At 56.5% G+C, this 18,502-nt stretch carries 24 protein-coding genes; 5 read left to right on the plus strand and 19 right to left on the minus strand.

Translation table 11 applies throughout. The features are described 5' to 3' along the window. Positions 1–46 precede the first annotated feature (46 nt). Positions 47–826, plus strand: a complete 780-nt coding sequence (locus HYPMC_RS09180) for a membrane protein (protein WP_013947622.1) — start codon at positions 47–49, stop codon at positions 824–826. Between the two features lie 98 nt (positions 827–924). Further along, the gene (locus HYPMC_RS09185; RefSeq protein ID WP_013947623.1) at positions 925–1,668 is read left to right on the plus strand and encodes a phosphatase PAP2 family protein; all 744 of its coding nucleotides are present in this window, start codon (positions 925–927) and stop codon (positions 1,666–1,668) included. Here HYPMC_RS09185 and HYPMC_RS09190 read toward each other — a convergent pair. The 5 genes from HYPMC_RS09190 to HYPMC_RS24480 form a co-directional block, all read right to left on the minus strand. Further along, positions 1,660–3,045 carry a HAMP domain-containing sensor histidine kinase gene (locus tag HYPMC_RS09190; protein ID WP_013947624.1) on the minus strand — a complete coding sequence of 462 codons (1,386 nt, stop codon included), beginning with the start codon at positions 3,043–3,045 and terminating at the stop codon, positions 1,660–1,662. The genes HYPMC_RS09185 and HYPMC_RS09190 overlap by 9 nt on opposite strands. Next, positions 3,035–3,709, minus strand: a complete 675-nt coding sequence (locus HYPMC_RS09195) for a response regulator transcription factor (protein ID WP_013947625.1) — start codon at positions 3,707–3,709, stop codon at positions 3,035–3,037. Before HYPMC_RS09195 ends, HYPMC_RS09190 begins: the two co-directional genes overlap by 11 nt. Before the next feature lie 425 nt (positions 3,710–4,134). Continuing rightward, positions 4,135–5,373: an MFS transporter gene (locus HYPMC_RS09200; RefSeq protein ID WP_013947626.1), complete on the minus strand. Its 1,239-nt coding sequence runs from the start codon at positions 5,371–5,373 to the stop codon at positions 4,135–4,137. Between the two features lie 295 nt (positions 5,374–5,668). Next, complete coding sequence (locus tag HYPMC_RS09205; protein ID WP_013947628.1) at positions 5,669–6,253, minus strand: hypothetical protein; 585 nt, start codon at positions 6,251–6,253, stop codon at positions 5,669–5,671. Positions 6,254–6,642: 389 nt separating this feature from the next. Next, positions 6,643–6,813: a hypothetical protein gene (locus tag HYPMC_RS24480; protein ID WP_013947629.1), complete on the minus strand. Its 171-nt coding sequence runs from the start codon at positions 6,811–6,813 to the stop codon at positions 6,643–6,645. A gap of 623 nt (positions 6,814–7,436) precedes the next feature. Between HYPMC_RS24480 and HYPMC_RS09220 the strand changes: the two genes are divergently transcribed. Continuing rightward, positions 7,437–8,411: a hypothetical protein gene (locus HYPMC_RS09220; protein WP_013947632.1), complete on the plus strand. Its 975-nt coding sequence runs from the start codon at positions 7,437–7,439 to the stop codon at positions 8,409–8,411. 55 nt (positions 8,412–8,466) lie between these two features. On the opposite strand, the gene HYPMC_RS09225 is transcribed toward HYPMC_RS09220, so the two are convergent. From HYPMC_RS09225 to HYPMC_RS09245, 5 genes are all read right to left on the minus strand, one after another. Then, complete coding sequence (locus HYPMC_RS09225) at positions 8,467–8,775, minus strand: hypothetical protein (protein WP_013947633.1); 309 nt, start codon at positions 8,773–8,775, stop codon at positions 8,467–8,469. Further along, the gene (locus tag HYPMC_RS09230) at positions 8,768–9,439 is read right to left on the minus strand and encodes a hypothetical protein (protein WP_013947634.1); all 672 of its coding nucleotides are present in this window, start codon (positions 9,437–9,439) and stop codon (positions 8,768–8,770) included. Before HYPMC_RS09230 ends, HYPMC_RS09225 begins: the two co-directional genes overlap by 8 nt. 24 nt (positions 9,440–9,463) lie before the next feature. Then, positions 9,464–9,652, minus strand: coding sequence for a hypothetical protein (locus tag HYPMC_RS09235; RefSeq protein WP_157135506.1), 189 nt, complete (start codon positions 9,650–9,652; stop codon positions 9,464–9,466). Between the two features lie 110 nt (positions 9,653–9,762). Beyond that, complete coding sequence (locus tag HYPMC_RS09240) at positions 9,763–10,017, minus strand: hypothetical protein (RefSeq protein WP_013947636.1); 255 nt, start codon at positions 10,015–10,017, stop codon at positions 9,763–9,765. 59 nt (positions 10,018–10,076) lie between these two features. Then, positions 10,077–10,334 (minus strand): hypothetical protein, encoded by a 258-nt coding sequence (locus HYPMC_RS09245; protein ID WP_013947637.1) that lies wholly within the window; start codon positions 10,332–10,334, stop codon positions 10,077–10,079. 173 nt (positions 10,335–10,507) lie between these two features. Here HYPMC_RS09245 and HYPMC_RS09250 point away from each other — a divergent pair, with 173 nt between their 5' ends. After that, positions 10,508–11,521, plus strand: coding sequence for a hypothetical protein (locus HYPMC_RS09250; protein WP_050976774.1), 1,014 nt, complete (start codon positions 10,508–10,510; stop codon positions 11,519–11,521). 118 nt (positions 11,522–11,639) lie between these two features. After that, positions 11,640–12,671 (plus strand): hypothetical protein, encoded by a 1,032-nt coding sequence (locus HYPMC_RS09255; protein ID WP_013947639.1) that lies wholly within the window; start codon positions 11,640–11,642, stop codon positions 12,669–12,671. A 101-nt stretch (positions 12,672–12,772) separates the two neighbouring features. Here the strand turns inward: HYPMC_RS09255 and HYPMC_RS09260 are convergent, their stop codons facing one another. The 9 genes from HYPMC_RS09260 to HYPMC_RS09295 all read right to left on the minus strand — a co-directional run bounded on the left by HYPMC_RS09260 (position 12,773) and on the right by HYPMC_RS09295 (position 18,493). Further along, positions 12,773–13,420, minus strand: coding sequence for a hypothetical protein (locus tag HYPMC_RS09260; RefSeq protein WP_013947640.1), 648 nt, complete (start codon positions 13,418–13,420; stop codon positions 12,773–12,775). A gap of 102 nt (positions 13,421–13,522) precedes the next feature. Beyond that, on the minus strand, positions 13,523–14,305 hold the full coding sequence (locus HYPMC_RS23215; RefSeq protein WP_013947641.1) for an HK97 family phage prohead protease: 783 nt from the start codon (positions 14,303–14,305) through the stop codon (positions 13,523–13,525). Beyond that, complete coding sequence (locus tag HYPMC_RS09270) at positions 14,305–14,508, minus strand: hypothetical protein (protein ID WP_013947642.1); 204 nt, start codon at positions 14,506–14,508, stop codon at positions 14,305–14,307. Before HYPMC_RS09270 ends, HYPMC_RS23215 begins: the two co-directional genes overlap by 1 nt. A gap of 65 nt (positions 14,509–14,573) precedes the next feature. Beyond that, the gene (locus tag HYPMC_RS09275) at positions 14,574–14,840 is read right to left on the minus strand and encodes a hypothetical protein (RefSeq protein ID WP_041299975.1); all 267 of its coding nucleotides are present in this window, start codon (positions 14,838–14,840) and stop codon (positions 14,574–14,576) included. Between the two features lie 260 nt (positions 14,841–15,100). Next, positions 15,101–15,352 carry a hypothetical protein gene (locus HYPMC_RS09280; protein WP_013947643.1) on the minus strand — a complete coding sequence of 84 codons (252 nt, stop codon included), beginning with the start codon at positions 15,350–15,352 and terminating at the stop codon, positions 15,101–15,103. After that, the gene (locus HYPMC_RS09285) at positions 15,352–15,588 is read right to left on the minus strand and encodes a hypothetical protein (protein WP_013947644.1); all 237 of its coding nucleotides are present in this window, start codon (positions 15,586–15,588) and stop codon (positions 15,352–15,354) included. Before HYPMC_RS09285 ends, HYPMC_RS09280 begins: the two co-directional genes overlap by 1 nt. A gap of 2 nt (positions 15,589–15,590) precedes the next feature. Continuing rightward, positions 15,591–15,740: a hypothetical protein gene (locus tag HYPMC_RS24195; protein WP_013947646.1), complete on the minus strand. Its 150-nt coding sequence runs from the start codon at positions 15,738–15,740 to the stop codon at positions 15,591–15,593. 10 nt (positions 15,741–15,750) lie between these two features. Further along, entirely contained in the window at positions 15,751–16,167 is a 417-nt protein-coding gene (locus tag HYPMC_RS09290; protein WP_013947647.1) for a single-stranded DNA-binding protein, read from the minus strand. Positions 16,168–16,309: 142 nt separating this feature from the next. Next, complete coding sequence (locus HYPMC_RS09295; protein ID WP_041299977.1) at positions 16,310–18,493, minus strand: YfjI family protein; 2,184 nt, start codon at positions 18,491–18,493, stop codon at positions 16,310–16,312. Positions 18,494–18,502 lie beyond the last annotated feature (9 nt).

Genomic DNA, 18,502 nt, shown 5'->3' on the forward strand with positions numbered 1-18,502 from the left:
CATCTGCAGGTCACGCCGGGTGGCGTTCTGACGAAATCGACGACCTATGAGCTTTGCTGCAATGGGTAACGCTCAAGATCAGATCTCCAAAGTCTCGCAAGTGACGCTCGCCTTCTGGATGATGAAAATCCTGGCGACGACGCTGGGCGAAACAGCTGGCGACTTCCTCTCGATGTCGCTTGATCTTGGCTATTATGTCGGCCTTGCCATTACCTTTGCGATCCTACTGGTGTTACTTTTTCTGCAAGTCAGAAGCGAAATCTACCGTCCTCTGCTTTTTTGGTTCACGATCATTGCCACGACGACGGCCGGCACTGAAATTTCTGACTTTATGGACCGCTCGCTCGACCTTGGATATCTCGCGGGCTCCGTTATGCTCGCGACAGCTTTAGTGTCGACGTTGGCAATTTGGCGCTTTCGCGAAGGTTCGCTTCGAGTCTACCCCATTCGCGGACGCGACGCCGAAATCATGTTCTGGGCCGCGGTCCTGTTCTCCAACAGTCTCGGCACGGCGTTCGGCGATTATCTCGTCGATGATGCGGGTCTCAGTTTCATCCAGGGCGCGCTGGTGACGGCCGGTATTATCGGAGTTGTCGCCCTCCTTCATTATTTCTCTCGTATCAACGATGTCATCCTGTTCTGGATCGCCTTCGTTTTTACGCGTCCCTTCGGCGCGACATTCGGTGATTTCTTGACGAAACCCGTCGGCAACGGCGGCTTGAGCTTGCCGCGTGGGCAGGCATCGCTGGTGACGTTGGGACTGCTGCTGGCCATTCTTTATCTGTCTCTCGACCGACGCCGGCCGCACGTTTCGAAGCGCGGGTGAACGGTCGCCTTTTACTTACAGTTCTGAGACGTTCCGGCCGTAAAGGCTGCATGGAGTTTTGCCCAATGTGTACTCGCGAATAGGGGGGAGTATTCAGATTGCCGTTGGACAATGCAGAGGTGTGGAAGTCAAATCAGGCGTCCGCTTCGGATGTGGCATGTGCGCCGGCCAAAGCGATGCTTTTCGGCGCCGTTGCGTTCGGCATCTGCTTGATGATTTTCTATCTTGCGTATCCGCGCTTCGATCTCTCGGTGAGCCGAGCCCTTTACGTGCAGCCCCATCGCTTCATCGGCAGCGAATCCCTGTTCTTTGGCAGTCTTCGTAACGGATTTTCGACGTTGTTTTGCGCCGTCTGCGTGCTCGCCGGTGTCGGCTGCGTCGTCTCGCTGATCAGCATGCGCAAACGCTGGCTCGGTCTTTCCGCCAGTCAATGGCTATACCTTGCGGTATGCCTTTTGGTAGGGCCGCTTACGATCGCGAACCTCGGCTTCAAGGATCATTGGGGGCGGCCGCGACCTAATCATGTCATGGAATTCGGCGGATCGAAGATCTATGCGCCGCCCCTGAAACCATCGGATCAATGTAGCCGGAACTGCTCGTTCTTTTCAGGCGAGGCCTCGTCGATCTACATCATTTGCTTTGCCGCCGCTTTTCTGTTTCCCGCCGATGCTGCATTTTGGACGCTGAGCGGCATCGTTCTGGGAACGCTCGCGGGGTTCGTGCGCATGGCCGAGGGCGGACATTTCCTGTCCGACGTCGCGTTTGCCGGCGTATTCATGGCGCTAACGGCATCGGCCATTCATATGTTGTTTGCAGTTGTCGGCGGTCGATACTCAGACTGAAGAAGAAAACCATATCTCGACCAGCAAGCCGGGTTCATTGTCGGCGAGCGTAATGCGCGCTCCGTGCAAGTCGGCAATCGCCGCCACGAGGCTAAGGCCCAATCCATTGCCTGCCGTGGTCCGGCTCTTTTCCAGCCGATACAATCTGCGAAAGACGTTTTCGCGCTCTTCAGCGGGAATTCCTGGCCCAGTATCGCGAATGCGCACGACGGGACAGTCGCCGACCTTCGTGACTTCGACGCTGATGTCAGCTGGCTCCTGGCAATGGACGATTGCGTTCTCTATGAGATTGAGGAAGAGCTGGTTCAGAAGGCGGTGGTCGGCGTGCACGATAAAAGATCCCTCCGCCGCGATGAGAGGATGCAGGCGGTGACCTCGCTCCTCCGCGACCGCCTCCAACGCATCGACGATGTTGGTTAGCATGGGTTTGAGATCGACATCGGCAAATCTGTTTTTGCGGGCACCGGCTTCGATCTCCGAAATGCGCATTAGGGCATCGAAGGTTTCAGCAATGTTGTCGATCTCTGCGATCGAAGCGTCGGCCGCTTCCCGATAGGCCTCGATGCTATCGCCGCCTGAGCGCACGTGCTCCAGCCTTTGGCGCATACGGCTGATCGGCGTGCGCAAATCGTGCGCGATATCGACGGAGAGTTGGCGCAAATTTTCGAAGAGACGTTGCAGGCGGTCGAGGGCGGCGTTGATGAGCGCCGCAACGTGATCGATGTCATCCGACGCGGATACTCGCGGCACTCTGCGGTCAAGCGCACCGCTTGCCACGGCATTCAAGGCTTCCTCCATTTGCCCGATGCGTCGTTGCGCCCGGCTGCCGAGGAACCAGCCTCCGATAATCGCGCAGATCACCGACAGCCCGATGCCCCACATCAGGCCGTTGAGTTGCAGTCTCTGCGCATCGCGGATGTCGCCATTGCCGTCGCCAACAAACAGATAACCGCCGTTGATCGTCGTCCATCGCCCAATCACCGCATCGCTCGCCCTGTGAGGAGACCAGTCGCCGAGAAGATTCAAGTCCCTCCAAGGAATGGTCCGCCAGCCCTCGAACCGTTCGAGAGACGCTACGTTACCAGCGATGCGTTTTCCCGAGCTGTCCGTCAGGAGATAAATGTCTTCATCAGACTTCGCGACACGGGCATGGCTTTCGATCATCGCCGCGAGCTCTTGAAAGCCGTCGCTTTCTTTCCCTTGGACGTCGATCAGCGTTTTACGAACCTCGTCGATGTGCGCACGCAGATGCGCCGTCAATTGCGTGCTGAGGGAATAATAGAGCGCGGAGAAAATTACCGAGTTGACCAACGTAATGATCACAACGACCAGGGCGGCCAACCGAAAGGCGGTGCCGCGGGTTAGCCTATGCCGCATCAATGATGTATCCCAATCCTCTCACTGTACGGATCAAAGGCGGATCTCCGGGGCGTTCGATCTTCAATCGAAGCCGACTAACATTGGTCTGGACGATAGAAGTCTTCGTGTCGCGTTCCAATCCCCACATCTCTTCCAGCAGCATGGATCGCGTGACGACGCGCCCGCGATTGCGAAGGAAAATTTCGAGCAGCTTGAACTCGCGCGGTTGCAAATGAATCTCGTCGTTTCCTCGGCGGATTTGCCGCCGGATGAGGTTCACTTCCAAGGTGCCGATCCGGAAGGTGGCGTCCTGCTTGGGACCGGGGGGACGGCGGCCCAAGGCTGTAATGCGCGCAAGCAGCTCGCCGAGAGCGAAAGGCTTCACAAGGTAGTCATCAGCGCCGCTTTCCAAGCCTTCGATGCGATCCTCGATGCCTCCCACTGCGGTGAGCAGAATGATGCCGGACAGCACGTCGGCGCGCCGAAGGCTTTGCACGAGGTGCAGTCCATCGAGGCCCGGCAACATCCTGTCGATGACAAGAACATCGAAGGTTTCAACCATCGCCGCCTTGAGTCCCTCGGCGCCGTTGGTGGCAACTACGACGTCGTGTCCTTGGCCGATCAGGCTCTCACGTACGATCCTCACTGTTTCCTGATCGTCTTCGACGAGAAGTATGCGCATTAGATCGACGTCGTTGTTATCATCATAGCCACGAGCACCCCAAACCCTGGACCTCTGAGGGCAGCGTGACGCAATTGCGGTAGGAAAGTCACGATTTTGTATGCTTTCGGGGAAAGGCCCCCAACAGGGCGCCGCTTGCTGTCGTTTTTCGCCCAGAAATTCTAGCGGCCATCGCAGTCACGCTTGATTTACCGAGCGATTTCCCAACGGATGTCGAGCCCAGCGCCTGCATTAGCTTGATGCGAGGCGTCAATTAACACCAAGGACCGATATGGTTTTCCAGGAGGCGGAGAACGATCAGCGTAACGCCTTTTTATGTGATATGCGATGGTATTGGGCTCGTTAGGCATTCAGCACTGAGATGATTTTGACGGGACAAAATCATGAACCAGTTCATGCGTCTAACGGCCGTTCCCAGTCTGCATCTATACGCCTTGAGTCACTTGCCGCCTATGGGCCGGTGTCACCAGCATCAAGAGAACGCCAGCAATCAGGATGAGAATGCTGGCGAATTGGAATGTGGCGCTAAACGGAATGTCCTGCTCTTTCAGCCAGCCCCCCACGTAAGTCATGACACCGCCGGCAGTCGTGCCAACAAAATTGAGTAGGCCGTAGGCCATCGCCCGGCAACGCGGGTCCACGACCGTGCAGGTCGCGGGCATCAGATTGGCGTCCAGAAAACCTTGGGACATGCCCGTAATCAGCACGCATGCGAGAATGACGGGGATGGACTGCGCAGCTCCGAGCGCGAAGAGGAAAGGTGAGGCGATCAAGAAGCCGAACGCAGGGACAAGAGCCCGCGCCCGCAAATTCCGCGCCGCCCACCAATCCGAGAGACTGCTCGCAATTAGCATCCCGGTGAATGCCGCGCCGTTGAAGGTCATTGGCCCGTAAACGGGCGCCAATGCCGAACTCACGCCCAGTTCAACGCGAAAGAACTCGGTCAGCCAATTGCGAACGGGCCAATAAGCGGCGCCGTTGAGCAGGTTCATCAAGAGCAGCAGGCGAAACCCTTGAGCCGACAGGAGGAACCAAAGTGAAGCTCCTTCGGGAAACGAAGGAGCTGCATCTTCTGGAGAGTGGGGATAGGCGTCTTCCGTCTTCTGCGGAAACAGGATCAAAAGGACGAGGGCATAAGCGACGCCGAGCGCTCCCATCGCAAGAAAAACGGTGCGCCAGCCGAAAATTTCGGCCGTGACTCCACCAAGGCCGCCGAGAATAGAGCCCACATAGACGCCGCTGAGATGCAATCCGGTGGCGCGGCTGCGTGTCGGCCCCCGGTGGAATTCGACGATGAGCGAAACGGCGGCTGGCATGTAGAAGGCTTCGCTGATGCCGAGCGTTGCTCTTGTCAGGAGCATTCCTTCGAATGAGGTGACGACGCCACTTAGAAACGTCGCCGCCGACCAGATGAGGAGGCTGGCCATCACGATGGGTCGCTTCCCCACGCGGTCGGCAACATATCCGGCAATTGGCGAACAGATGCCGTAGATCCATAAAAACATGGAAGACAGCAGACCGAATTTCTCATCGCCGATTTTGAGGTCAGCTTTGATCATTCCAGGCATCGCGACGACAAGCTGCCGGTCTAGATAATTCAGCAGACAGACGACCCACAGCAAGCCGACAATTGTCCACGCCGCTTGGCTCGTCCGAAGTGTCATGCCCCCACCCAGTGTTTAAGCCGTTGTTCCCTCAGTCCTCTGGAACGCGACGCCAGCTTGGCGATTTACGGAATAGGGCAGGCAGCTGGCGGAGGGGGTGTCCGCTCTATAACCTAAGTAAGGCGTTGATCTCAAACGAATTCATTGTCGGCTTTGAAATGGCATCCCACATTTCCACCCACATGCGGATGCTGATGCGCGTTTTGTGTTTTAGGCGATGGTGCCTGCTACAGCCGCTACTATTGCTACAGTTTTGAAGCGCCGTCAGGTGTCAAAACTGTCAAAACCGCCAAAACTATCGGAGCCGGTAAGCGACTGCGCGCTTATCCTTGCCCCCGCTGCGATCGCGGTTCACCAATTTCGTGCAGCCATTCTTTTCGAGCATCTTCGGCAGGCGCACGTCGCTGATCGCGGGCCAATCGAACTCGGCCACTATAGCATCGTACACCCGGCGTAGTTGAGCGTATGGCACCTCGTTGGGCAGATGCCCCAGCGCGGCTGCTTCCTGCATGAGACTGACGAATTGCGCGCCGGCTTCCTCGAAACTTCTCGGCGGAACGCGCGAAACATCCGCGATGAACCGAAGCCGCTTGCCATCCCCGGACGCCAGCTTCACGGCAACGACGCCTCTCGCGGCGGGCAGGGGTTGGAAGGCCTCCGGGCAGGGGTTGGGCACCGGTTGGGCAGGGGTTACGGCAATCGTTGCCAACGCGTTATTGGCTTTAAATTCCGGGCTGTAGCGTCCAGCACGGGAAGCCACGCTGGCAGTGGTTGGGATAGGGTTGGGCAGGAGTTCGGAAGGCTTACCATAACCGGTGCCCAACCGGTGCCCGCCGACCATCGGCATCAATGCCGCGAACCAACCGCCGAGTGAAATCATCGTCCGTCTTTTTCGAAGTCATCATGCATATTGGCGATAACGGTAGGCACCGATAAGGCCGGATCGTCCTGGCAGCGCTTTCGTACAGACGCCACGATACCGTTTGAGTCGGTTGACGACCCTGTAATGCCTTTTCCTCTGTTGGCCGCCTCCAAATTCAGGCCGCTCCAAAAGCCCAGTATCCACATTCGCCAGCCTTCGGAATAACCCGCTTGCAGGAAGGTCCCACAGCTCAAAGGCACGGGGCCTGTCAGCCAAACTCGGCCATCTCGTGCCGACGCAGAAAGCGGCGCCGCTAGCAAAGCGACGGTAAACACTTGGCATCGAAAGCCTGTCACTTGCGTCCCCTTCTCGAGCCTGGAGCATCTTCAGCCACATCTATCACGCGATCAACCACGCTTCTTCAAGGCCTGCCCGGCCAGCTTGTGCTGTGCAAATGCGATCACTTCAGCGTCGCGAGGTTTGGGGATGTAGACGCTGCTGAGGACCTTGAGTGCGTCTTCGTATCGACCACCGCCGCGCTTGAATGCCTCGATGGCCTTCTGAAGCTTCTCGTCCATCTATTTCCGCCCCTTCTGTTTGCGCGCTGACAAAGCCTCAGCGACCAATTCTCGGATGATGCTCGATCGGTCCGGCGCGTCTAGGCGGCTTGCGGCGAGCGCATCCACCTCTGCCAGAAGAGCGGGAGGAAACCGCACGGCGACTTGAGCCTGACGTTCCGACGCGGGCTTAGATGGCCGCCCAGGCCCAGATTTACGCGCAACCATGTCATCAATTCCGACTTGTTCCATGTGCGTAAATATATGTCAGACAAATAATTACGTCAAGTCTATTGCATTTCGTCTATTATTGTCTTACATTTATTTACAGACGGCACGGTGGCCCGACCCAAGCAGAACCCGGAAAAAAGCCAGAAAGAAGCAGCCGAGAACCGAGGGGAAGGACGACCACCAGCCCGAACCGAACCCCGAGAAGGGGAACGGCGAAGCTATGACTGAAAACGAAAGCGGCCCCGAGCGGTGCGTCAACACCGAACGAGGCCTTGATCTCAACCTTCTCTAGAAAGGCCAAAATCCATGCCAACTATATCGCTAATCCCATTGCTCGTCACGCTCTCACCCGTGTTGCTCGTCGGGGTGCTGACGTTGATCCCCAGCTTCAATCAAGAAGAGGGGGCGAGCCGATGAATTTCCTCAAAGACGGTCGCGCTCTCGCCCTTGTGGCGGGCGTGATGTTCGCCCTCGGTGGGCTGACCATCCTCCTCGATAAAGAACTGACCTCGCCACTGGGGTGGCAGTCAGGGCAATGGCTCACAATCCTTACCGTGGCCGGCACAATTTCTGCTGGCCACCTGATGGCCGATGCGGTCCGCGCTCGTCACTGGTTCGCAGCGATCGGCTTTTTGGTGCTCTTCCTCTCAGGGACGGCGCTCGTGGTGTATTCCTCGGTTGGCCGACAGGCTGAGACGCAGGGCACCACGACGCTCTCTGTCGAGGACACCAATAAGAAGATCGTCGAGAAAAACGAAGACCTGGAAGCGGCAAAGCAACGGAAAGCTTACGCAGATAGCCAGGTTCAGAAGGAAGTCGGGCGCGGCGGTTGCGGCCGGAACTGCCGAGATTGGCAGAGGAACGCCAAAGACGTTGAGATCGTGATCGAGCAGCTCGAACGCGAAATCGCCGCCCTTGGACCTCAGAAGCCCGTCAACGCGAAAGCAGTCGCCATGGCAGAGATCGCCATGCTGCTGCATGTTCCGGGAACGAAAGATCAGATCGTTGCGGCGCTTGTGTTGCTCATGCCGTTCGCGACGACCCTGTTCTTCGAGGTCGGTTCGATTGTCGCATTCGGGTTTGCCTTCCGGACTTCACGGAAGGTCGAAGCGGTCCGTCCGGCAACCTCGGAAAGCTCGGTCCCCGTTCCGGCAAACGACAAAGCGGTTTCCGAGAAATCGACTGGCATTCCGGGAAATCCCCCAGCGCCTCCGAAAGGACCTCGGCGGAGAGGCCGGAAAGCCGATAAGACGGTCGTTGATTTCTCGGAACGCTTCCGCGAACGAAACGGCCGAGCACCATCGGGAGGCGAGATCAAAGCCGCATTCCCGGAATTGCCGACGAGCACGGCTTATGACTATTCACAGCGGGCACGGATGTCGGCGTAACATTCTCGGAATTGTCGAAGCCCGGTGCCTCACGGTGCCGGGCTTTTTTGTGCCTTCAGAAGATGCTCGTCTGCAGCCCGACAACGGGCAGCACATCGGAATGGGGAAACCTCAACGCCCCCTCGATGTCGTCCACCTCAACGGTGATATACCTGTGCTTGCGCTTCACCTTGCCGAGCATGAAACCATCGCCGAACGAAACTAGGGTCACCACGAGATCGCCCGCACTGTACGGTTCGTCCCTGCAGGCAACGTAGAAGCTGCGGTCATGTTCGGTGAATTTCATGTCACCCCAATGGCGCTCTGCGATCTCCTTTGTGATTTTGAACATATGGAACGGTTTGTCCGATGAATTCTCAGGCATTGCCTTCCTCCACGTCAGACGTGTCATCCTCATCATCTGGCCAAGGCGTACCCGTCAGAGCTTCAAGCCACGTCGCTACCGGCCGTTCGTTGGAGCATTGGAGAAGCCATTCCTTCAGGTGCTTGGCTTGCAGCCCAACGTCGGCCCTTGTTACGGGCGGCACAGAAAGGAAGGTGAGAAACTCGTCACTCTCTGCCTCCGAAGCTTCAGCTGCAGCATCATCGAATGCCTTTAGCCCCACCTTCTCAGCTGCCGCATCAGTAGCTAAGTGGCACTGACGCGCGACCTCGACGGCATGTGCCAGTCCCGCATCTGACGGATAGCGGACCGCTTCTCGCTCAATCCCGATAAGGTTGATCCCGCCATGCGAGCAGAATTTCGCGGCGCGGCCAGTCAGAAGCTCGGCCGGAATTTCCGGTTTGATGGCGGCGTATCTATCATAGGCCGTGTGGAGGGCGGCTTCCGCCTCGCTATAGTCCCTGACGAGCGCCTGCCACTTTGCAAACGCCGCGGCTATCTTAGGCGAATACTCGCCCGGCCCATCAATGGCAACGGATCCCGCATTCGCACCGCTTACGGTTGCGATCACTGGAACGGTTGAGGCAAGAGCAGGAACAGCGCCGGCCATTAGGGCAAGCGCATTGCGACGTGAATGCTTTTCCATGCCGTCTCTCTTTCGGGTTGAGGATCAATCCGATTTTCGCCGCATCCTCTTCAATGCCGCGGCGGCATAGTCCAAACAGAATGCTTCAATCGCATCCTGCATCGTTACGCCATTTTCCGCCGCAGTGACCTTCATGGCCGAGCGAAGTTCCGGGTCGATCCAAATTGTAAGTTGCACTTTATCCTGGCGCGACGGCGGCAGATCCTTGGCCATATCCTGCTTCTCAAATTGCATTGGAGATGGCCTTGTTTAGCACGTCAGTCGTGACCAGCAATTACTACATGACATCATGTCTATGTCGAATGTTTGGCGTTTCCCGAACGTCAGGGCAGTGATTGAGTGCCTGTGCGGATGGATAGGAATGTTCGAACGGCCACGGTCGCAAGCTCTTCGGCGTCAAGATCGGATACGTTTCCGGCGGAGACAACAACCGTTGCAAGGTACTCGCGCGCGGCTTCACGTTCTCTCTCGGGCACCGTGGCTTCGACTTGCAGCCATGCGGCTTCGAACGCCGCTTGCAGACGCTCGACATCTTGAGGGTCAAATGCACCGGTCTGAACAATTCGACGTGCGCGCATGGCCCAGCTCCGCTTCCGGCGGCATTAAAGGCCATGTCGCGGTGGTGTCAACGCCCTCATCAGGGCGGCAAATATCCGTACTCGGTCCGGGTCACAACAATCTGACCGGCTTTCACCTCGTAACGCCGATCAGCATAAACCGTTTTGTTGATATTGTTTCCGTCTGCCCAGCGCCATTGGCGCGTGGCAATCGCGAATTCCGCGCGAACCGTCCAATTGACGATGATGCCAAGTTCCTTGAGACGCGCGAACTGGGCTTTGCGGAAACGCTTTTGATCGGCTGCGAGCCGTGATGCTGTCTTGTCGTCGATAGTCATGGCATGCCTTCGTGTGATTGGCTGCCTTCCCATGCTCCCGGTGCTACTCTGGCGGATGAGAGTGAGGGCTGCAAATCACGAACAGTGTCGACGAGGGGCCGGCGTAAGGAGGTCGTGGCTGTTTGATTATGCTGTGAATCAGTAGATCTCAGCCTTCCCCCGGGTCGAACAAGATGCTGAAATCTCGCGACCGATTCACTCAAGCATTTTCATCAATTTTGCGGCGGGAGGAAATCACCTTGGAGCCCAAGAAAATCAATACTTTAGCACCAAAATACGGCTCAAAGGAAATCACCTCCCAGCAGCAGTCGTTGCCGCTTGAAATCGAAGCTAGCCGAGATGCAGGAGGTATTGGCATGGGTGTGCTTTCCGATGGCACGCCCTATCTCAATCAACGAAGTCTGGCAGCTCTCTGCGGCGTTGAGAATGCACACATTGGCTACATCAGCAGTCAATGGAACGAACAGCAGCTAAAGCCTCGCATTCAGCGGATTAAGCAGATCCTTTCAAAGATCGGGGTCACACTGCCGTCGGCACACTTTGAAGTGCCCCACAAAGGCATCATGCACTTTTGCTATCCGGCAGATGTGTGCTTGGCGGTTCTCGAATACTACGCGTTTGACGCGGGCAAAAACTGCCAGGAGCAGGCGCGCGACAATTACCGATTGCTCGCTGGAACCAAACTCCGGGATCTCATCTATAGCCAAGTCGGATACGATCCGACTGGCCGTAAGAAGTTCGACAAATGGCACGAGCGGATCGCGCTTAATTACCAGTCAGCCCCTGCCGGCTTCTTCCATGTATTCAACGAGGCTCACACCGTCATCTATGAATTGATCATGGCCGGCGCAGAAATTGGCGAGCGCTTCGTCGTTGATATCTCTATCGGCACGCATTGGTCAAAGCACTGGGCTGAGCATGGCCTAGAAGAACGCTATGGCAACCGGGGAAAATATCCTCATCGATATCCGGAAAGTCATCCGCAAGCGTTGTCGAACCCACAAGAGTCGTGGTGCTACCCGCTCGAAGCCCTTGGCCACTATCGCTCATGGCTTCAAGATGAATACTTTGCTCAGGGAAAGTTCGCGAACTACATCTCTGGCAAAGTGAAGCGAGGGGAGCTTCCGCCGTCAATCGCTCAATTGGCTATTACTGCATTGGTTCCGCCGCAGATCGGAACCCAATAAATTGTCAGGCTTGTCCTGGATATTAACTGTAGCGATCTCCTTTTTTGAAGTGATCAGGTGGGGTTAGCGGGTTGAAGCAGTAGGCACAGGATCAATTGACTGCTTAGGGGCGCACGCATTGTTTTCACGCAAAACGCTTTTGGTCGTTGGAGCTGGAGCAAGTAGCGAGGTTAAACTGCCTGTCGGCGAGGAACTCGCGAACGAGATTGCAAGCCTACTACGCTATAAGTTTGATTTCGGGCGCCTGGAAACCGGCGACCCAACTTTTCTCGACCATCTTCGCCGTTTGCTGCAAGACGGCGGTGTGGTCAATGACTACCTCGCCATAGGGCGGCGAATGAGTGAGGGTATACGCAATTGCGCTTCCGTTGATAATTACATCGACGTCTATAAAGATGATGAGCGAGTTGCCATCCTAGGTAAGGCTGCGATTGTCTACCTTATTTTGCAGGCGGAAAGCACAAGTTTACTATCGACAAAGCGTGGGCGGAGCGGCGAGGAGGGGATGATTTTCGAACCGCTCTATAAGACTTGGTACGCGAAATTTGGGAGACTTCTTCGAGAGCAAGTATCCCAGAGCGATCTCGAAAAGATATTTAATAACCTGACGATAATCTGCTTTAACTACGACCGATGTATTGAGCAGTTTCTCGCCTTCTGGATCAAAAGCATCTACAGCGTCGAACTCAACCAAGCGCATGACTTGGTCGATCGACTGCGCATCCTACGGCCATACGGGTCAGTCGCTGCAATCACGGGACAGAATTGCGTTGCTTTTGGATTCGATAAAGACCGGATCAGCCTCTCACCGCTTGTCAAAAACATTAAGACATACACGGAGCGCGTCGAAGATGCAGAAATCCTTTTATCGCTGCGCTCAGCAGTAAACGAGGCAGCAACAGTCGTATTTCTTGGGTTTGCTTTTCATCCTCAGAACCTTGCGCTCCTTGCAAACGACAAGCCCACAACGGCAAAAAGAATATTTGCAAGCGCTTATGGCTTCTCGAAGCCTGATGCGGAAAATATTCAATTGCGGTTGGCTAAGCTTTTTCATCAAACGGAAACTGTGTCGCGTTCGAAAATTATTGTACGCCCAGACCTAACCTGTAGCCAACTTTTCGACGAATATCGTTTATCTCTCTCTGCGTGAATTTCAATGCGGCCACGTTGCCGCGAAAAGCACCACAGCACTCGCAACGCAGAAAAACCTCAAAACGGGATTTTCTAGCGTGCGACGGATGGCTGGCGGCATCACATTTCCCTCCGTATCGATGGCGCCGTCAGAGCCCGAACGCCGAGCGTTATTGCCTCATCATATGAAAATTCTTCCGCTTGGTGCTCAACGACCGCACCGAGACTTCGATACTCGCCATCGTCGGTTTGCGCGATCAGAATGCCGGACCGATTGATAGTCATCGCTGCCACGCGCTGGCTGGCCGTCTTCTCTTTCTTCAGGCGCTCAACCGCCGCTGCGACTTCAGTTTCAATGAGCGGCCGGACATCATCGGCGGTGAGCGCCGGAATCGAAGCAACGGCTTCCTGAACGCGCTCGTCAATGAATGGCGTGACGGCATCGACCGTGCGAGCGATGATCGCGTTTTCGTCCACATGGGCGGCCACTCCGCGCAAGGCGATGGCGTCGATCCGGCCATCGAGGCGATCGAAAACCCGCTCGACCCGCTCCTGGCGTTCCAAGACCGGCGCGATCTCCCTTTCGATATACGTATCGACTGCCGCGACGATGTCTTCACCGAATTTTTTCCCATCGAATGTCGAAGCATTGACGCGCTTTGTCAGCGTCTCGATTTTTTCCGTGAACGGCTTCAACTCCGCGGCGACGAACTCGCGGATCACGGGCGCAATGTCGCGCATGAGGTTAGATATTTCGTTCAGCGTCATGATTTATCTATTCCCCAGCCTACGCCTCCCGCCGGCCATCAGGTAGCCGGCGGGAGGCTCGATCACCGCCGCCGCCCGGAAAGTTGCGACCGCGATTCACAATCACCTACCTCGCTTCGCACGGCGCAGATCTTCGGCCGTCAGGCGGACAACAATGCTGACGCCGCATTTGCGTTTTAGCTCGTCGATCTCTTGGCGCTCGCGATCCGTCAGCCCGTGCGGCCGCTTCACTCGAAGCGAAATAATCTCTCTGCGTTCTTGCGGCGTCAATCGCGGTGACGGCGATGACTTTGCATCGACGCGAACAAGGCGCCCCGGCATCGAGGGTGACGATGCCGGGGCGCTCTGCCGCGCGGTGCGCCCGCTCGAACGTCCGCGCGCATCGAAGGACTTAAGGATTGCAAGTGTCTTCGCGTCCATGCCCTTACCGACACTTGCTATAACGGCACCGGCATTTGCCGGAATTGGAACCGTGCTCAATTCAATGATTTCTACTTCTTCGTAATCGATGCCACCCGCGGCGTTGAAGGCCCATTTTTGCGGTCGAAAACCGATGCTAACTGCGCGGACAATTCCCGTTTCCACTTCCGCCCACGCCATGTCGGTCCTGTCCTTCAACGCACCAGGCTCAACAATCGTTGGAATCTCTGCGGTGAACTCGATCCCGTCTTTGGTCGGCCTCTTGAATGTGACCGTTCCGATCGGCTGCGAACTGTCGTGCCCACGAAGCAGGGCCAAAGGATTTGCGAACTTAGCGCCGAGTGGGGCGATGGTATCGCCCATCCGATCGACGGCGTTAGTTGTTGCCCAGCCGCTGAATGTCCGTGCGCCGCTATCCAGGCGCTTGAGCTGGACAAGAGAATAGGCGCGTTTGACGCTATCCATTAGTTGATTTCTCCATTGACCATCTCAGGCGCCACGCGTTGCAATATGGCGTTCTCTATCGCCCGAGCGAGGTTGATCGTGAATTCACCGCGCCGTTGCGGATCACGGAGTGCATCCGGGGCATGGCCGGCAGCTTTCCATTGCTCAACCATCAAGTTGTGAAGCTCGACAATCTCGGCATCCGAGAGGATCTGACCGTGCATCCATGCCCCCGACTACAATTCTGCAAATCATTCTACGCGAACGCGACGGACGAAGCGGTAACGCGTTACACTGACGATGCTCCGTCGATGATCGCGCCCCTGACGAACCGTTCCAAGGCGTCGCGAACTGCGGCCCTGTCATCGGCAAGCTCCGGGCAAAGGAGGCCGAGTTCGACAAGCAAATCCTCCGTCTCGGCCGCCGGCAATTGCAGGGTTACGCAAAACTCACCCGCGTCTATGCGGCGTCGATGTCGGGTCACGCGTTCGCGGCTCTGCGATCGGCGGGTGTCTTCGGGCAGTGAGATCGCGGTTGTGACGAGGTCATTTGCCATCGGTTTTCCCCCGAAGGTACGCGCCTGGTACGCAGATGCGTGCGCTGCGTACTGAATTTTGATTTCGGCTCGTCTTTGGATTTTTCAAAAGGAGAAAATCTCTTTTAAATTTCGTGGCTTGGCCGTTTGATTTCACGTCGCCGTTTGATTTATTTTTCATAGGCGGGAAAAAAATCTGCGAATGTTTGGGACGCGGGTGCGAAACGTAATAACTTCGTATAGCATACATTATACGAAGTTATACGATGTGATGCGGGTCCTTAATTCGTTCGATCTTCGGGCGGGAGATCAGAGTCATCACAGAGGCCGTAGCGACGCGCGACAGCCAGAAAGATCTGGTCTCCCGTTTTCTCGTCGCAATTGATGCCGCCGTGCTTGTTCAATTCGAGCCTGATTTCGCGCGCGATCGTCTTGATCAAATGAGGCCGTGCACCCATTTCGACGGCGGCAATCTCGAAGTCCTCGTCGGCAAATTCTGTCATCTGGCCATCAGGCAGAATAAAAGCGCCCATCAGTGTACCGCCTTTTCGGGTTTGTCCGTCTCGTTCTCGATCTCAACGATGGCCTCGCCAATCTTGTCGATCTCGGATCGGTCCGGAAACCGGCCGAACTTTTGGATGAAGAGCCCAACCCCCTGCATCAGCATGTCCTGCATTCGCCCGACGCATTCGGCTCGCTCCAACAGAAGCGCCCTAATTTCTTCCTTCACGGCCGCGATGATCTTTTCGCTTCGTTCGTCGAGTGCCACGGTCAATGCCTCCGAGCGGTGGGGTTTGCGATGCCGAAATAATCGCTGATGGCCGCAGCCAGGAGCAGGGCTTCCGCTTCATCGGGCGGTCTGCCGAAGTGCTCATAAAAAGCTTGGAGGGCTCGCCGTGTCGTGAGTTCGATTGTGGTCATGTGATGCCCCCTAAAACGGAATGATGTCATTGAGAGCAGCGGGCGCCTGCGGCGCCGGCCGGCCATCATTTGCCGACGCCTGGTGATCAGGCTTTTGCTTCGCAGGTTTGTTCCGACCGATTACTGACGTGCCGACCGGCTCAGCCTTAGACGCTGCCACGCTGAGGCCAGAGCGCTCCTCGTTCGAAGCCGTGCGCCAGCGGTCCAGTCGAATGCTGCCTTCGACATAGAGCTTCGAGCCCTTGTCGATCGAGGATGCAAGGCGCTCGGCAAGCTCACCGAAAAGCGCACAGCGGACGAACTGAGCAGTCTCACCATCACCTACTGCCAGGCGGACGGAGGTCCAGGGCTTGCCGGCGGCACTTGTCTTTAGCTCCGATCGCTCCATTACCCGGCCGATGAATGCGCATTCAATGTTTCCGTTCATCTGACGGTCCTTCCTATGAGACGCGCACAATTCATGTTCTGAGAGAGCTGCATGCTACAGTTGCTACAACTGCTATCGTTGTGTTCCAGAGCGGCTGGCTGTAGCGGGAGTAGCGGGTGTAGCATGGGGGTCTGCAAAAAACTCATGTCCGGATCTCCCACACCTTCCGGCGTGTCTTACCCTTGATCTCCCGCGGTCCTTCGATAGATCGGAGATGCCGGTGCTGTTCCAGGATGGAGATAATCCGACCCGCCTTTGTGGTGTCGCGAATTGCGTTCGGACCGTGCTGCACAAGGTCCGTAACGCTGATGTATCTTTCCCCGGCCGCTTTCCATTTATCGCGCATCCATTGGCTGATTTGATCTGCCTCGACTAACTCGGCATTGACGCTCGCTGCGTTGCGCAGCCGCAGAGCTGTTTGTGCGTAATAGGTGGCGAGGTCGAAGCCGCGCTCCATCGTCTCCCGGTCGATTTCACGCGCATTCAGATCAGCGTAGACGGTGAGGATGCCGGCAAGCCGTGTGGCATGTTCCAAAAGCTTGTTAGCGAGCCCCGCGATTGGTCTCAAATCCCCGTCTGGACCGACACGACGCTCGATCTCATTTGCGAACGTGATCCAGAGTTGACGCGCATCAGGACTTAGGACGAGAGCACGAGGCGCCAACTCGTTGCGCGTTCCTGGTCGAAGGTTGGGGGGTGCTTTCAAAAGCTCGGTGAGCCTTTGATAGTAATCATCGAGCGCCGAATTGTGCCCGACATCGCGCTCACGCCAAAGACGTTGACCTTGCGTCGAATCTGGAGCGGCCGGAAGAAACCTCCAAATTAGCCCTTGGTCGCTCAGCGTCCGATCATTGTAGAACTGCATGCCGGCATCGGGCTGGATCTGCAGATGTAAGGAGAGACGCCTGCCTTCGCCAAACGTCGCGCCCTCAAGTGCTCGTGTCCGAGAAAACGTTCCATCATCCCATATTAAGGACATCGTGGCGCCAGTGCTGAGCTTGGCTTCATCCTTGAGAGCATGACCACCAGTGAAGACGCCTCCCTCAGTGGCGAAGACACCAATAGACGGCTGTCCATCTATGAGAAGTTTAGTCATTCCTTCGATCGTTATGTCGCTTACGATCAGGAACGGCTGAAGAGGCATAGGCGGCTCAGGCCCTAGCGCCGCGATCGCTTTTTCCTTCGCGGGATAATCCAGCTTTTTGTCGTTTGAGATTTGTCGAGTTTGAGCCTCCCACGCTTTGCGCTTTGCGATGCAAGGCCCGAGTTCTTCACGATACGTCTCGACTAACTCCCGTTGGCGCTGCTTGGTCGGTTGAGTGGCGAAGTTGTCGATTGTTGTTTTGCGCTCCCCAGACTCCGCGATGCCGATGAGGAAGACGGAGATAGGCTTTTCCTGGCCAGTCGGGAGAAGCACGTTGACATGCGCCTGACCTGCATGAGCAGCGGCGGCAATTACAGCATTTGCCGCTAACGCGAATGGACCCTGTGTCGCCGCTTGTATGGCAATCGCCGCGTGCTTGAGCGGGCCAAGTGCATCTTCTGGATATGAATTGGCGGCCGGCAGGGGCCGCGTCAGCGGCAACGGCTCATCGTCTTCAATTGCCGGCGTCGCAGATTGCGCAATAGGAGTGGCTGCCTTCGCTCCCCTCTCGCCCTTCCACCCCAGCGCTGCTGGCTCTATCCCCATTCGCTGGCAAAGCCATCGCGCCCCTGATGCCGCATCACGTTCGTTTCCGAAGCGCATGACAGCATCGATCGCCGTGAGGCCATGTTCTTCGCCGTGATCGGAGATCCCGGACGGATGATACGAAAGGTCTTCTTCAAGGTTTCGCCCCAACGCCTGGCTGGTTACACGCCAAGCGCCGGTCGCTTGTTTGCGTGCAGTCGGGTGCAGAGCGGGCACCCAAGCGTCGAGACGCTGAAGAGCGAAGCCATTCACGTTAGCGAAGAAGTCTCCGCCAGCAATGATTTGCTGCAAATAGACAGGCGCCGCAGTCTTCGATGGTTTCGCAGTCGATGCCGCAAGTTCTGAGAGATGTGCGAGTGTATTCGGCGCCGACGCGACTATGTTCGGCGTACCGTCTATTTGATCACCCGTGAACGTGAAGTAGCGTCCGGCGGTATAGACTTCGACGCGAATGTCATCCCTTTTGATCGTCGGCGCTTTGCCCAGCGCTAAGAGGTGAACACCTTCTCCCGAAGGGGAAATTTCGCCATAGGTTTCGCCAAGTTCGATAGTTGCCGCGGCCAGTGAAGAAAACGAACCGCTGTCGGAGATGCAGTGATCGAAGTCGATGCCTGTCAGCCCAGCGGCCTCAAGCATTATGCCAAC

The organism is Hyphomicrobium sp. MC1 (genome assembly GCF_000253295.1).
Taxonomy (GTDB): domain Bacteria; phylum Pseudomonadota; class Alphaproteobacteria; order Rhizobiales; family Hyphomicrobiaceae; genus Hyphomicrobium_B.